The sequence below is a fragment of the Sulfuricurvum sp. genome (assembly GCF_028713855.1).
Lineage (GTDB): Bacteria > Campylobacterota > Campylobacteria > Campylobacterales > Sulfurimonadaceae > Sulfuricurvum.
Genome location: NZ_JAQTNN010000001.1, coordinates 270789 through 284007 on the forward strand (window position 1 = coordinate 270789; position 13219 = coordinate 284007).

16 protein-coding genes are annotated in these 13219 nt (G+C 41.8%); 10 read left to right on the forward strand and 6 right to left on the reverse strand.

Annotation, left to right across the window (positions count from 1 at the left end; all coding sequences use genetic code 11):
* Positions 1-135: 135 nt before the first annotated feature.
* Positions 136-444 carry a hypothetical protein gene (locus tag PHI47_RS01360; protein WP_299932847.1) on the forward strand — a complete coding sequence of 103 codons (309 nt, stop codon included), beginning with the start codon at positions 136-138 and terminating at the stop codon, positions 442-444.
* Between the two features lie 6 nt (positions 445-450).
* Here the strand turns inward: PHI47_RS01360 and PHI47_RS01365 are convergent, their stop codons facing one another.
* Positions 451-1332, reverse strand: a complete 882-nt coding sequence (locus tag PHI47_RS01365; RefSeq protein ID WP_299932850.1) for a DMT family transporter — start codon at positions 1330-1332, stop codon at positions 451-453.
* Between the two features lie 79 nt (positions 1333-1411).
* Between PHI47_RS01365 and PHI47_RS01370 the strand changes: the two genes are divergently transcribed.
* The gene (locus PHI47_RS01370; RefSeq protein WP_299932853.1) at positions 1412-3607 is read left to right on the forward strand and encodes a SulP family inorganic anion transporter; all 2196 of its coding nucleotides are present in this window, start codon (positions 1412-1414) and stop codon (positions 3605-3607) included.
* A gap of 78 nt (positions 3608-3685) precedes the next feature.
* Here the strand turns inward: PHI47_RS01370 and PHI47_RS01375 are convergent, their stop codons facing one another.
* The gene (locus tag PHI47_RS01375; protein ID WP_299932856.1) at positions 3686-4228 is read right to left on the reverse strand and encodes a YbhB/YbcL family Raf kinase inhibitor-like protein; all 543 of its coding nucleotides are present in this window, start codon (positions 4226-4228) and stop codon (positions 3686-3688) included.
* A gap of 123 nt (positions 4229-4351) precedes the next feature.
* Between PHI47_RS01375 and PHI47_RS01380 the strand changes: the two genes are divergently transcribed.
* Positions 4352-4909 carry a hypothetical protein gene (locus tag PHI47_RS01380; protein WP_299932860.1) on the forward strand — a complete coding sequence of 186 codons (558 nt, stop codon included), beginning with the start codon at positions 4352-4354 and terminating at the stop codon, positions 4907-4909.
* On the opposite strand, the gene PHI47_RS01385 is transcribed toward PHI47_RS01380, so the two are convergent.
* The gene (locus PHI47_RS01385; protein ID WP_299932863.1) at positions 4910-5428 is read right to left on the reverse strand and encodes a GNAT family N-acetyltransferase; all 519 of its coding nucleotides are present in this window, start codon (positions 5426-5428) and stop codon (positions 4910-4912) included.
* 22 nt (positions 5429-5450) lie between these two features.
* Positions 5451-5981 carry a hypothetical protein gene (locus PHI47_RS01390; RefSeq protein WP_299932866.1) on the reverse strand — a complete coding sequence of 177 codons (531 nt, stop codon included), beginning with the start codon at positions 5979-5981 and terminating at the stop codon, positions 5451-5453.
* A gap of 94 nt (positions 5982-6075) precedes the next feature.
* Here PHI47_RS01390 and PHI47_RS01395 point away from each other — a divergent pair, with 94 nt between their 5' ends.
* Genes PHI47_RS01395 through PHI47_RS01405 form a run of 3 tightly spaced genes read left to right on the forward strand, consistent with a single transcriptional unit; the run spans position 6076 to position 7947 of the window.
* Positions 6076-6651: a TetR/AcrR family transcriptional regulator gene (locus PHI47_RS01395; RefSeq protein ID WP_299932869.1), complete on the forward strand. Its 576-nt coding sequence runs from the start codon at positions 6076-6078 to the stop codon at positions 6649-6651.
* A complete protein-coding gene (locus PHI47_RS01400) occupies positions 6644-7537 on the forward strand; it encodes a DMT family transporter (protein ID WP_299932872.1) in 894 nt (297 codons plus the stop codon). Before PHI47_RS01395 ends, PHI47_RS01400 begins: the two co-directional genes overlap by 8 nt.
* Positions 7534-7947, forward strand: coding sequence for a hypothetical protein (locus tag PHI47_RS01405; protein WP_299932878.1), 414 nt, complete (start codon positions 7534-7536; stop codon positions 7945-7947). The genes PHI47_RS01400 and PHI47_RS01405 overlap by 4 nt, the downstream gene beginning before the upstream one ends.
* Positions 7948-8059: 112 nt before the next feature.
* Here the strand turns inward: PHI47_RS01405 and PHI47_RS01410 are convergent, their stop codons facing one another.
* Positions 8060-8506 (reverse strand): hypothetical protein, encoded by a 447-nt coding sequence (locus PHI47_RS01410; protein ID WP_299932881.1) that lies wholly within the window; start codon positions 8504-8506, stop codon positions 8060-8062.
* 137 nt (positions 8507-8643) lie between these two features.
* Here PHI47_RS01410 and PHI47_RS01415 point away from each other — a divergent pair, with 137 nt between their 5' ends.
* The 4 genes from PHI47_RS01415 (at position 8644) to PHI47_RS01430 (ending at position 12327) form a co-directional block, all read left to right on the forward strand.
* The gene (locus tag PHI47_RS01415; RefSeq protein WP_299932883.1) at positions 8644-9402 is read left to right on the forward strand and encodes an arylamine N-acetyltransferase; all 759 of its coding nucleotides are present in this window, start codon (positions 8644-8646) and stop codon (positions 9400-9402) included.
* Between the two features lie 60 nt (positions 9403-9462).
* Complete coding sequence (locus PHI47_RS01420) at positions 9463-9852, forward strand: VOC family protein (protein WP_299932886.1); 390 nt, start codon at positions 9463-9465, stop codon at positions 9850-9852.
* Between the two features lie 17 nt (positions 9853-9869).
* A complete protein-coding gene (locus tag PHI47_RS01425; RefSeq protein WP_299932889.1) occupies positions 9870-10487 on the forward strand; it encodes a hypothetical protein in 618 nt (205 codons plus the stop codon).
* A 169-nt stretch (positions 10488-10656) separates the two neighbouring features.
* Positions 10657-12327 (forward strand): sensor domain-containing diguanylate cyclase, encoded by a 1671-nt coding sequence (locus PHI47_RS01430; protein ID WP_299932892.1) that lies wholly within the window; start codon positions 10657-10659, stop codon positions 12325-12327.
* A 91-nt stretch (positions 12328-12418) separates the two neighbouring features.
* Here PHI47_RS01430 and PHI47_RS01435 read toward each other — a convergent pair whose 3' ends face one another.
* Positions 12419-13105 (reverse strand): MerR family transcriptional regulator, encoded by a 687-nt coding sequence (locus tag PHI47_RS01435; RefSeq protein ID WP_299932895.1) that lies wholly within the window; start codon positions 13103-13105, stop codon positions 12419-12421.
* Between the last annotated feature and the right edge of the window lie 114 nt (positions 13106-13219).

A 13219-nucleotide genomic window follows, 5' to 3' on the forward strand; every position in this document is an offset into this window, starting at 1 on the left:
GATTGTAGAGCAGCGGAGCTTAAATAGTTATTATAATAACTATTATCTAGGTAATTATATTCTCTTTCTAAGAGAGAGGTTGAATTATTCTGTTTCAAACTATTTTTTTTAGTATATTTAACAATATTGGGTAATATGTCTTCTATAATTAACGACTTGGAAGGTAGAGGAAGGGATTGGATGCAGAGATTTGTCTATTTAATTATTTTAGCGGTTGTATTACTGTTGTTCAAAGCATTTTTTTTAGATGAGTATTTAGAAAATAGGGCAAAAGAAAATAATACTTCCGTTGAAGCAGTCCCGGATGAGCCGGCTTCGATGGCGAAATCGGAGAATAATATTAGTGTTAAGCATTCAACAAAAAGTTTCGAAGAAAAAATGAATGATACTCCTTTAGATCGATTGGGAGATTCAATAGCTAAAAAGCTTGAAAATAAATTATAAAATAGTTTATTTTTGACGTGAAAGAATCACTCCGCTCATGACGATTAAAACTCCTCCCATAATCACCATCGGTGTCGGGAGGATATCCCCTAACATTATTCCAAACAGCGTTGCAAACAGGATAACAGAGTAGCTCACCGTGCTGATTATTCCTGCTTTGGCGTAAAAATAGGCACGGGTCATATAAACCTGTCCATATGCGGCAGTAATCCCTATCAGTGCAATCCATACCCAATCCATCCGCTGCGGCATTGTGAAGGGCGAGAGGGCAAAGGCAAACAGTTCCGAGGTTACGTATTCAGCCGCAATCATTAGCATAATCGGAATGAGGACACCGGAAATCATAAATGAGAGGACAACGGTTCGCTCATCATAAAACGCTTTGAGACTTCGGACACTGGTATAAGCCAACGCCGAGAGCAATCCGGTCAATATTCCCATGACGTGAAGATAACCAAACTGCAACCCGCTGAGTATTGCAACCCCTACAAATCCGATCAAAACGGCTAAAACAGCTCGTGATGATAGCTTCTCACCCAGTAGAAAAAAAGCAAGCAAAGCGGTAAAAATAGGCTCTGTTTTGGCAAAAACAATCGCATTTGAAAGGGTAGTCGCACTGATGGTGTAAAAGAAGGTCAAAAGTGCAATGGTTCCGATAATTCCGCGAAAAATGAGAGTTAAGGGTTTTCCGCCTACATTACGAATAGGCTTAAGCATAACCAGTGCCGCGATCACAATCAATCCGATACCGTTACGCCAAAAGGTCACTTCGACTGAGCCCATAGAGCCGGAGAGGAGTTTGGCAAATACCATGGTGAGGGCAAACAAAAAGGAAGCGATAAGCATATACCCTATGCCTCTGCGGGTGTCAGTCAGGTGTGATTTCATGGACGGGATTGTACCATGATATCGGTTTTTGGATACAATAGATTTCTTTTATAATTTTAGAAACTATGGAATTATTGTAATGTTTAAAACAGCTAATTTTTCAGGTGATTTTTGGGGCGGAACAGCAGCTATGTTGGTGGCTATGCCCGCCGCAATTGCTTTTGGTGTGACGATTTACGGAACGATTGGCGGACACTACGCTGCTTATGGTGCGATAGCAGGTATTTTAGGGGTTGCATTAATCGGAATTACGGCTTCTTTGGCAGGCGGTACCCACCGTTTGATTTCTGCTCCAAGTGCTCCGGCAGCGGCAGTATTATCTGCTTTTGCTCTCGAATATATTAATCTCGATTACGGACCTGATTTGGTCTTTGTGATGCTTATGATCGTCGCACTTCTTTCAGGGGTATTTCAAGTGCTTTTTGGGGTGGTCGGGCTGGGTCGGTTGATCAAATACATGCCTTTTCCCGTTGTAAGCGGCTATCTCAGCGGGGTAGGGCTGTATATTATCGCTTCTCAGACGCCAAAATTTCTAGGGTTTCCCCAAGGGGCAGATTTTTGGGGGTCCCTGCAACTTTCAGCCGCATGGCAATGGGAAAGTATAGTGGTTGGATCGGTAACCATCGCTATTATGCTTTATGCGACTAGGTTTTTACGCGTTATTCCGGCAGTTATCGTGGCATTGATAGCGGGAATCCTGACGTATGGCGCATTGGGGACGATGGACCCTATTTTATTTCAAGCGAATAATCCTCTGGTGATTGGAGAACTGGGCGGATCCGGTGGGATCGATATGGTTCAAATGTTGGTAAAACGGTTTGAAGTGTTGGGAAATATTTCATTGGATGAGATGAAGATTCTCTTTTTTCCTGCTTTGACCCTTGCGGCATTGTTATCGATTGATACCCTTAAAACCTGTATTATTTTGGATTCAATGACCCATTCTTTCCATAATTCTAACCGCGAGCTCATTGCTCAGGGGAGTGGAAACATCCTCTCTTCTTTGGTCGGAGGAATGCCCGGATCTGGGATGATGGGCGCAACAATGGTAAACATCTCCAGCGGTGCGACAACACGTCTATCGGGTTTTATTGAGGGGATCATGGCGGTTATCGCTTTTCTCTTGTTGGGGAGTTTTATCGCATGGATTCCGGTTGCTGCTTTGGCAGGGATTTTGATCGTCATCGGTTTTCGGATGATTGATCGACACAGCATCAAACTTCTCAGATCACGCCAAACGGCACTTGATTTTTTTATTATCGTTTCTGTTGCCATCAGTGCTCTCTCGATCAGCCTGATCGCCGCTGCGGGAGTCGGTTTATTCCTGGCAATTGTTTTGTATATCGTTCAGCAGATAGGATCATCGGTTGTCTACCGTCATCAAGACGGTACGGAGGCGCGGAGTAAAATTGTCCGTAGTAAAGCTGAAGATGCTGTCTTACGTCAAAAAGGGGCTGAATTTTCGGTGTATGAACTGCACGGCAGCCTCTTTTTCGGAACGGCGAATCAACTTTATACGATGCTTCGTGAAGATTTGCAGACAAAAAAATACATTATTATCGATATGAAGCGGGTACAGACGGTCGATTTGACCGCTGCACATATTCTCCTGCAGATTAAAGATATTCTTCACGATAAAGGCGGATATCTCATTTTATGCCGATTACCTCATAAGTTACCGACGGGGGAAGATGTGGAAAATTATTTCAATCATGTCGGACTTCTCAAACACTTGAGTCCGATTATGGTTTTTGATGATTTGGATGATGCGGTCGAATGGGCAGAAAATAGAATAATCAAAGAGAGTGTTATCGGATCGGATTCAGAGAAAATACTGGAGTTGGAGGATTTTGATCTTTTCAAAGGGAGAAAAGCTGAAACGCTCGATGAGATACGGAGTTTGGTGGAGAGCAGGTCGTATAAAAAAGGGGAAGTGATCTATTCAGAGGGGGAAGGAAATGGTGAAATATACTTGATCCGACGCGGATTGGTTCGCCTTATGCTCCCTTATCCCGATCGCAAAAATGTTCACCTTAGTACCCTCGGGAAGAACAATTTTTTCGGAGAATTTTCCTTTTTGGAAGGGGCGCCGCATTACACTGATACTATTGCAGGTGCCGATACCGATTTATACTGCATTTCGCGTGAAGCGTTCGATATGTTTTCCGTACATCATAAAAAAGCGGCCTTTCATTTTATGCAAAGCCTTGCCAGTGTATTAGCTGAGCGGCTTCGAATGACACGTGCCGAATTGGGTGCGGAGTACGACGTCTAAAAACGCTTATCAATCAAAGCAGATTAACCCGAAATGCTCACGAGCGCTAGAGGTGTAATCGACTTCCCTTAGTATCGCTTATCTCCCGTAGTACGATATCATTGTCGCTTTACCTATGGAATGGGCATTAATCATATACCCAGCCAATGCCGGTGAAGCTTTAGAATCCAAATCGAGGTGATCGACATTGAGTGCATGGACGGTGAACATATAACGATGAGGTTTGTCCCCTTTGGGTGGACACGCTCCGCCAAATCCGGCTGATCCGAAATCGGTAACACCTTGAATCGATTTGATAGCGGTATGTTTGGTGATATTTCCAAAATCAGCCGGTAACGACGTAACCGTTGAGGGGAGGTTAAAAACAACCCAATGCCACCAGCCGCTTCCCGTAGGAGCATCGGGGTCATAGACCGTTACCGCGAAACTTTTTGTCCCTTTAGGGGCATCGCTCCAATGCAGTTCCGGAGAGATATTCTTCCCCTCACACCCGAATCCTGAAAACTCTTGAGTTTTGGTGAGTTGACCGGAGAGATCGTTGCTATGAAGGGTAAACTCTCCCGCTAAAAGCGAGGTTGTAGTCGCCAAAAAGATACTTGTTATCAAAGATATAAGATGCATACGTGACTCCTTTGAGTATTATGACTATATTGTAGCATTATGAAATGTATGGTTAGTTTAATTTATCACATTAGAGAACGATTTTTGCTTGTCAAAGTTTGTACTTTATATCAGGAGTTCGTGATGAATATAACCGCTGCATTAAATTCGGTAAATACCATTTCCTCTGTCATCTTGAAAGATACAAGCGTTTCCCAAGACTATATTGATGTAATTAACAAACTTCATCCGGTTGTCCCCTATCAGACACGCGATGAGATCAATAGCAATGATGCGGCATTGGAACAATTTAAAAAAGATATATCTACAAAAGGGGCGGCTCAGTTTTTAAGTGATCTGAATGAAGAAAAAATCAAAACACTTGTCGAAGAATATCGCCAAAAATTGTTGAAAGAGAAAGAGGCAAATCCTGAAAATCCGATGGATATTAACAAGATGGTCAGCGACTATCGAAAACTTTTGCTTAAAGAGATGATGGAAGCGCAAAAGGCAGAACACGAGAAGCAAAAAGCTGAGCAGAATACCAATCCATTAGAATCGCAAACTCTTTCAACAGCGGATATTTTTGACAGTATTAAAGAGAGTGAGGTTAAATCGTCTAATGAAAAGACGGTTGATCTTTTGGAATTGATGATTAATACTGTGTGTATTGAAACGGATAAAAAAGAGAATGAGGCTTAACTAAATTACAGCTAATTTTTTATGAAAAACAGCCAATTCCAGAGAATCGATTTTTTGATCCCATAAATCAGACTCAGGAAATGCGATCATCTCACCTGTACGAATATAGCCTCTTCTCTCATAATACTCGATCAATTCCGCGCGGTGAGTGATTACCTCCATGATCGCTGTACTAACTCCCCATTGTTGCATGGCTTCGGATTCGGCGTAGGCTAACAGCTCTTTACCGATTCCCCCACCTTGAAGTGAAGGCTCAACCGCAAATAATCCGAAATGGACGGTATCGGTTTCGCGATGGGCATGAATGGTGGCAAGGATCGTTTCGTCAGATCGGGCAATAAGAATCAGTGAATCAGGATTATTCAGCAGTTGGATCAACCCCGCCTCATCGATCCGTTTCCCATTTAACAGATCAGCCTCGGTCGTCCATCCCGCGCGGGAGCTATCACCGCGATAGGAGCGGTTTATGAGGGAGGTTAGGGCAGGGATGTCGTTGTGGGTGGCATGGGTGAAAATCATAATAAGATTGTAGCATAGTAGATTATGCAAGCTCAATTTTGAACGTATTAAAAATAATATCAGTTGCCAACATCCGTGTCGCATGACTCACTGCATCGAGAATATCGCTATCACTCCATCCCATTTCTCGCAAGGTATCCAAATCATCTGGGTTAACCGAGTGTGCAATGCGGACTGCTTTGATCGCCAGTAAGAGCATGGCTATTTCGCGTTGGGGAAGGTTTGCTGACTTTGGATCTTTACGCATTTCTGCCACCTGATCGAATGTCCATCCCGCTAGATTTATTAACATCCCCGTATTATAATCGATACAAAATTGGCATTCTTCCCCACTGGAAACCATGATTCGGATTGCGGCGAGCAGGGGCATCGAGAGAGTTGGGTGCTTCATATAGAATTTTATAAAATCCATCTGCTGGCGTAGCAACTCGGGGCTGATGCTAAGTAGCTGTGCATTGTTGCCGACGGTTCTTCCCATCGCTTCGATAACTTTATAGAGTTTGGCAACCTCACCGGTTGCTTCTTCGGGTGCTATGGTTTGAATGAGTGGCATGTGAGATCCTTTTTGGATGGTGTTGACTGTTTGGTCAAGTGTCATTGTAATACGATTTGACCAAATAGTCAAGAGGGTATGCTATAATTTTGTCATGAAAGAAAATACACGACAGAGATTAATCGACGCTACCTATGAAGAGGTTTATTCGCACGGCTATCAAGGTGCGGCATTAGCCGATATACTCGCTAATGCGGGGGTACATAAAGGCTCTATGTACCACTTTTTCCCCAACAAAAAAGAGATGGCACTCTCCGCGATAAAAGAGAAAATAGCACAGCGATTTGCAACCCGTTATCAAGCAATCAAAGAGAGTGACGGAGATTATCTAAAGCAGTTGTTTGTGATGCTTCGAGACGGCAATATCCGAGACTTTAAACGGGGTTGTCCTCTCGCCAATCTCGTCCAAGAGATGTCCAATATCGATGAGGATTTTGATCGTACCCTCAAAGTGATCTATGCCCAATTTCGCAAAGTGTTCAAATCGATTTATGATGAGGCGGTGAGAGCAGGGGAGATGCGTGAGTGCGATACACGTCAACTCGCCCTTTTTTCGGTAGCATTACTGGAGGGGGCGATTCTCTCGGCAAAGGCTTCGGGAGATTCGCGGGATTATTTTGATTCGGTGGAGATGTTGATCAGTTACATTGAGAGTTACAAACATGGATAATACAAAGAATACGAACAAGTACATTATTTTAATGATTATCGCGATGCTCTTTTGGGGGTTTGCGTGGACGGCGGGGAAAGTCGCGGCGGAGCACTCCAATGCCCAAGTTGCCGCTTTTTGGCGTTATGCGATCTCATTTATCAGTATTATCCCCGTGATTTGGTACATGAAAATACCTCTCATTACCGATAGAGCTGGGTTAATCTATATGGTGATTGCGGGGGTGTTGACCTCGCTGTTTAACTATCTCTTTTTCGCGGGACTCTCACACGGCGATGCGGGTTATGGCGGGACGATGGTCACGTCGCTCGCTCCCATCATTACCTATGTCCTCTCGATATCGTTTTTGGGAACCAAAGTCTCATCCCGTCAAATCGGTGCCCTCTCCATCGGTATATTCGGAGCGCTGATACTGCTTCGTGTCCCGTTCGAGGGATTTGCGTTCTTGAATGTCGATAGTGCCTATTTCCTCGGTTGTGCTGTTGTGTGGGCATTAGTGACGGTAGTCTCCCAAAAAGCGGCGGTACGTGCAGATTTGATGTTTTACACACTCGTCGTTTTCGGTATCACGACGTTTATCAATATGCTCTTTGCCCTGCCGCACCGACCGTTCGATTTTGTGGCGTATGACGCGGTATTTTGGTGGACGATCCTCTTTATCGGGGTGATTCCGGGGACGTTTAGCACGGCGCTTTATTTCGTCTCGGCGGGAAAGGTGGGGGCGCACCGTACGGGAGTATTTATGTTTATCGTCCCTGTGGGGGCTATCGTGTCGAGCTGGGTTGTGTACGGCGAGACGTTGGCGGTTTCTACTCTTATCGGGTGTTTGATGGCATTTGCGGCGGTGATGCTGTTTAATATGAGAAAAGCGAAAGGAGCTATGTGAGTATTTATGCTTTGCAATCTCCGGCAGGCGGGTTTTTGGATGAAGATCTGAATCATTTTAATAAAGTTTTTGATGATTGGTGCGTACAGTTTGATAATTTTGAGGATGCTGCCACCATTGCGAGTACATTGGATAAGAAAAGATATTCTGATGTCGTCGAAATCACTCCTTTGAGCTATCCTAAGTATTTTTTTCATAATTTACAAGGGATCATACATGCAACACGCGAAGTAGAGGGGAATATTGTCTGTATTGTGGAACCTTTTATGGGATCGAATTTTCGTATCGCGGTTTGTAATTTGGAAACAAAAGCGGTGAGATTAACGGCAACAAAGTATAAAAATACGATGAGCGTCGAAGGTGCATTTGCGAACTTTACGATCAAAGATGACAAAGATTCTGAAATCTAGGTCAAGATCGGGTCAACAACCTGATCTCTATTTTTAAATTTAGTTATAGGTATCACCTGACCCTTATTTTTCTATTTTTGCTAAGTTGGAACGAGAGAGTACTCATAATAGATTAGTCAATTTTTGAATCGTAATCCACAAAGTAAATCTTCAATGTGTTCTTATGCACCAATATAAAGCAGGGTCGATCGTGATCAAACTCTACGACTACCAAATGATACTTACCCAATTCACTGACATACGAAAACCTTTGCGAATCGCCATCGTCTTTGCCTTTGTAAACGTAACTTTTTAAGCTTAAGTCAGGCTTTCCAGCAGCTTTAAAAATAAGTTTATCTGAGGACTTCTTAACGCCGTTTGGCAATATTGTCGTTTTGCTTTTCTTTAAGAATACATCACCAGCATTTTTGATTTTTAACAAAGCTGAAGCGTTGGACTCTGATATACGAGTAACGTAACTTTGATCGAAGATATAGCCATTTCGTCCATCAAAATCATGCGGGTACGCACGGCTAGAGATAATGAATAAAACAAGCACGATAGCAACAGTATATTTCATGAAATTTCTCTTAGTTATATCGATATATTTCAAATATTTTACATCGTTTTTCTTAAAAGAATTTCCGCAAACGCTTTAACGGCAGGCAAAGCGAAAAAAGAGCAAAATTCCCAAATCATAAGATAATTGGAACCCCGATGACAGCCGAAAATTTTAATCTCACAGACTACCTCTCCCGTATCGGCTTTGATGGGGAAGTGCATCCCGATGTCGCAACACTCACTCAGTTAGTACAAAAGCAACTGCGAAGCATTCCGTTTGAAAATACCGAAGTGCAGGCGGGACGAATCCCCTCGATGGTTCCCGAAGAGATCGTCGATAAGGTGCTAGTGCATCAACGTGGCGGGTACTGCTACGAGATCAACGGCGTGTTTGCCATGGCACTCACCGCAATCGGATTCGAGTGGTATTTCGCGGGGGCGCGACCGATGTTTTATCCGATGAGACGACCCAAAACCCATATGGTGGTGATCGTACGTGTCGAGGGGAGAGATTATCTTTGCGATACGGGATTTGGCGGATATGCTTTACGCGCTCCGATGATGATAGAAGAGGGGGAAGCGGTGCAGGACGGTGATCGTTTCCGTATGGAGCTGATCGATGGTGAATACGTTGTGAGTTCTCTCGTGCAAGATGAATGGCAACGTCAATACGGCTTTGCATTACAACCGCAAGAGTGGATCGAGTTTAGCCTCGCGAACTACTTTAATGCCACTCATCCTGATACCATTTTCACGCAGAAAAAACTCGCGATTATGCAGACACCCAACGGACGTAAGATCCTTGTGGATAATGAGCTAAAACTGATCGAAGAGGGGAAACTCGAAAAACTCGAAGTGGAGTACACGAGTGCACTCAAAGAGTATTTTGGACTGGATCTTTTCAAAACGACATAATAGTTGAAACGTTTATAAAATGATGCTACGATAATCGAAAATATCCAGGAGGACTATAAAATGAATCCATTTACAACGCACGGTGCATTTAGTTGGTTTGAACTGTTAACAGGTGATGTTGAAGGGGCAAAAAAGTTTTACGGCGACGTCTTTGGTTGGGAGTTTAAAAAAGCCGATAACGTCGATTTTGACTATCAGTTAGTAACATTAAACGGTCAAGAGATGGCAGGTATTATGGATCTAAAACATTGTGATGATGAAAAAGTACCGCCGCATTGGGGCAATTACATAACCGTCACAGACATAAAAGCCACGTTAGAGAAGGCAAAAGAATTAGGGGCAAATGTTATTGTCGAGATTACGCCGATACCGAAAGTCGGTGATTTCGCTATCATCCAAGATCCGCAAGGAGCGGTTATATCCATGATAGAGTATAAGATGGAGTGTTAAATACGCAAGGATCATCAATGAATCTAAAAAAACTAAAAGAAGCTGAGGAAAATTTCTTCGCATTTTATCCCAAAGGATTCGAAGACGAAGCACTCCAACTGATCATCAAACGGCACAATACGGCAAAAATAGGTCAAAGTGTACGGGAAATGTTTGCACCTGATCGTTTCGCCCGCACCGAAGAAATCTGTGAGAATTTTGCAAAAGTCGTCTCCAAATCCTCACTGGTATCGCTCTTCGAAAAACCCAAAGTCAGAGATATGGTTAAGCAGATGAGTATGGAGCAGCAGGATATGCTTGCCATCGGACTGTTTGAGCTTTTACACGCTAATCCAGAGAAAGGTTTTGAAATCTTGGTTGATGTCTTGTCGACCTATAAGCTTGCGAAATGGTCGATCGTGACGCTGATTTCCTATTATTATGCAAGGGACAAAGAATTTTTTATCAAACCGACTACGACGAAAGATATTATCAAATTTTTTGATCTTCAGGGATTGGTATACAAACCCCGTCCGACGTACGAGTTTTACTCGAAGTATACAAAGATACTCGAAGAGATGAAGTCGCACGTGAGTCCATTAATCGGCGAAGATAATGCCGGATTTACCGGATTTTTGATGATGGCGATGAAATAAAAAGATTTATACTTAAATTGTAACTTGAAGTTACAAAAAAAACATACAATAGACATATTTATACATAGAATTTATTTTTTTTGATAAAATATTTTTACATCAATATTTTTATTTTATATTATTACGTGTTATCTCTAAAGTAATACGAAAGTATTCAAGGATTAGGAGAATGGCTAAAGATAAACATATTCTTCAAAATGATCTTCACGAAATCCACTCTGTCAGTAATACGACCAATATTAATTTGCTCCAAACTATTTTAGAAAGTTCACCAAACATTATGATCTTTGCTTTAGACAGAGAATATAAGTATATAGCATTCAACCATGGGCACAAAGAGGTCATGCAGACCATTTGGGGCAAAGAGATTGAACTGGGTTTAAATATGCTGGAGATTATAGTTCGTGAAGATGATATCCGAAAGGCTAAAGCTCTTTTTGACAGAGCACTTAGAGGTGAATCATTTGTCGATGAGACGGAATACGGTGATGAAGTATTGTCTCGAAAATTTTGGCAAACTTTTTATTCACCGATCTACGATGATGCCCATAAAAAAGTGATCGCTCTAACCTGCTTTAATCTTGATATATCGGAACGGCGGAATATTGAAAATCAGCTTCAGCTAGCGGATTTAGCGTTAAATATGATCACCGATGCTGTTTATTTGTTCAATGAAAAAAGTGAAATCATCTATGTTAATCAAGCCGCTTGCGATTCACTGGGATATACTAAAGAGGAAATGATCGGTAAAACACCTTTTGATATTGATCCGGTTATTACTATAAATGAGTTAAAAAACATTAGAAAGACGATTCGTCTTAAAAAAGTAATCCATTTTGAAACTAAACATAAGCGACACGACGGCTTTGTATTTGATGTAGAAGTCACCACCTATCCATACAATGATGGTCAATACGGCTTACATATTGTCAAAAATATCACCGATCGGAAAAAAACCGAAGAGAAATTAAAACTTCTTGCAAGCGTCTTTACGAGTGCAAAAGAGGGGATTGTTATTACCGATACAAAAGGAACCATTGTCGAAGCTAATGAGGCGTATAGTCTTATCACAGGATATTCAAACGATGAGGTTGTAGGGCAAAATGCGGGATTTCTAAAATCCGATAAACACGATAATGCATTTTACAAAAATATGTGGAATGAACTCATCCGCAATAAGTATTGGATTGGTGAAATTTGGAATCGGAGAAAAAGCGGAGAAATTTTTGTAGAGAGACTGACCATTTCTGCCATTAGCGATTCAGAAGGGAAAACGTCAAGTTATGTTGGATTGTTGACGGATATAACGACAGGAAAAGATTATGAATCGACGTTGGAGAGGATGGCATTTTACGACTCTTTGACAGGATTGCCGAATCGCTTGTTATTTGCTGAGAGAATCAATCAAGCCATGATGATTTCAAAACGTCTTAACAGCATGATGGCAGTCTGTTTTCTGGATTTGGATGAATTTAAACCTGTTAACGACGATTTCGGGCACAGTGTCGGCGATACATTGTTGGTAGAAATGGCGAGTCGGATGCAAAAGTGTGTCAGAGAAAGTGACACGGTTGCCAGAATGGGGGGAGATGAGTTCGCTATATTGCTTTTAAATCTAAATACAGTAGAAGAATGCGAGACGACCATCACCAAAATTTTGGATAGCATTATTGAACCATTTATTGTCCCAAATAAAGAAGCTGTCAATGTATCCGCAAGTATCGGTGTAACGTTGTATCCGCATGATAATGCCGCTTCCGATACATTGCTTCGACATGCGGATCAGGCTATGTATGTGGCAAAAGAAAGCGGTAAAAATCAATATGTTTTTCACAATTAATCTATACGTAGGATTATGTGTCGCTTGACATATGTCAGCCTCACATGATGATTATCTGTTTACTTCTTTTCAAGCAATATTTTGAGGAGTATCAGTCCTTTTTTTCTCTGATTTCTTCTTGCAGAACTTCCATTAGCTCTTTGTGGGTATAGCGGCTGAAAAGATACGATTTGGCATTAAAAAGAGTTTCAAACATAATTTTCCAAAGGGTCGAAAAATTCTCATCGGTGCGTCTTTTGCACAGCTGTTTTTGTAATTGGCACTCTAAATCAGCCATTGCTTTTGCTTGGTTGACATATGTTTTGAGCAGCGTGTAATCAAGGCCTATTTCGATGTAGTCTTCAATGAGACGTATGATCGATGCCTCTTTATCGGTAAAGTCATCTGTATTGGTCGGAACCAGGATATTGTCTTCCAGAAGTTGTTCCAATAAGACAGCCTCAACATCGAAATAATCGATAAACTCTTGTTTAGTGTAATGTTTTGCCGTGGCCGGAATACCGCTTAGCGTCTCCATGAGAGGTGCAAGCATCGAAAAAGAACTCGCCATCGATTGATTTTTATGCTGCAAAATTCCTTTGATCTGTTCGATGGAACTTCCCATCTCTTGCTGCATGTATTTGATGTATTTAATGAGTTCAACGTGCTCTTCACTATAGCGGTGGACATTGGATTTGAGCTTTTGGGCTTCTGGAAGCAACCCTTCTTTGATGTAGTATAAAATAGTCGATTTCGGAACATGGGTGAGTTCTACGAGTTCTGATATTTTATAATCCATGATTTCCCTTGATTAATACGTATATAAGAATTATACCCTATAATTCAAAACGTCAAGTGTTACTCAACGCTTTTTGTTTATTTGCTTTAATATTTATCTGTAACTATCGAGGTT

Coding starts and splice junctions, on each gene's coding strand:
- PHI47_RS01360 (WP_299932847.1), top strand. CDS start 136: ATGTCTTCTATAATTAACGACTTGGAAGGTAGAGGAAGGGATTGGATG.
- PHI47_RS01365 (WP_299932850.1), bottom strand. CDS start 1,332: ATGAAATCACACCTGACTGACACCCGCAGAGGCATAGGGTATATGCTT.
- PHI47_RS01370 (WP_299932853.1), top strand. CDS start 1,412: ATGTTTAAAACAGCTAATTTTTCAGGTGATTTTTGGGGCGGAACAGCA.
- PHI47_RS01375 (WP_299932856.1), bottom strand. CDS start 4,228: ATGCATCTTATATCTTTGATAACAAGTATCTTTTTGGCGACTACAACC.
- PHI47_RS01380 (WP_299932860.1), top strand. CDS start 4,352: ATGAATATAACCGCTGCATTAAATTCGGTAAATACCATTTCCTCTGTC.
- PHI47_RS01385 (WP_299932863.1), bottom strand. CDS start 5,428: ATGATTTTCACCCATGCCACCCACAACGACATCCCTGCCCTAACCTCC.
- PHI47_RS01390 (WP_299932866.1), bottom strand. CDS start 5,981: ATGCCACTCATTCAAACCATAGCACCCGAAGAAGCAACCGGTGAGGTT.
- PHI47_RS01395 (WP_299932869.1), top strand. CDS start 6,076: ATGAAAGAAAATACACGACAGAGATTAATCGACGCTACCTATGAAGAG.
- PHI47_RS01400 (WP_299932872.1), top strand. CDS start 6,644: ATGGATAATACAAAGAATACGAACAAGTACATTATTTTAATGATTATC.
- PHI47_RS01410 (WP_299932881.1), bottom strand. CDS start 8,506: ATGAAATATACTGTTGCTATCGTGCTTGTTTTATTCATTATCTCTAGC.
- PHI47_RS01415 (WP_299932883.1), top strand. CDS start 8,644: ATGACAGCCGAAAATTTTAATCTCACAGACTACCTCTCCCGTATCGGC.
- PHI47_RS01420 (WP_299932886.1), top strand. CDS start 9,463: ATGAATCCATTTACAACGCACGGTGCATTTAGTTGGTTTGAACTGTTA.
- PHI47_RS01425 (WP_299932889.1), top strand. CDS start 9,870: ATGAATCTAAAAAAACTAAAAGAAGCTGAGGAAAATTTCTTCGCATTT.
- PHI47_RS01430 (WP_299932892.1), top strand. CDS start 10,657: ATGGCTAAAGATAAACATATTCTTCAAAATGATCTTCACGAAATCCAC.
- PHI47_RS01435 (WP_299932895.1), bottom strand. CDS start 13,105: ATGGATTATAAAATATCAGAACTCGTAGAACTCACCCATGTTCCGAAA.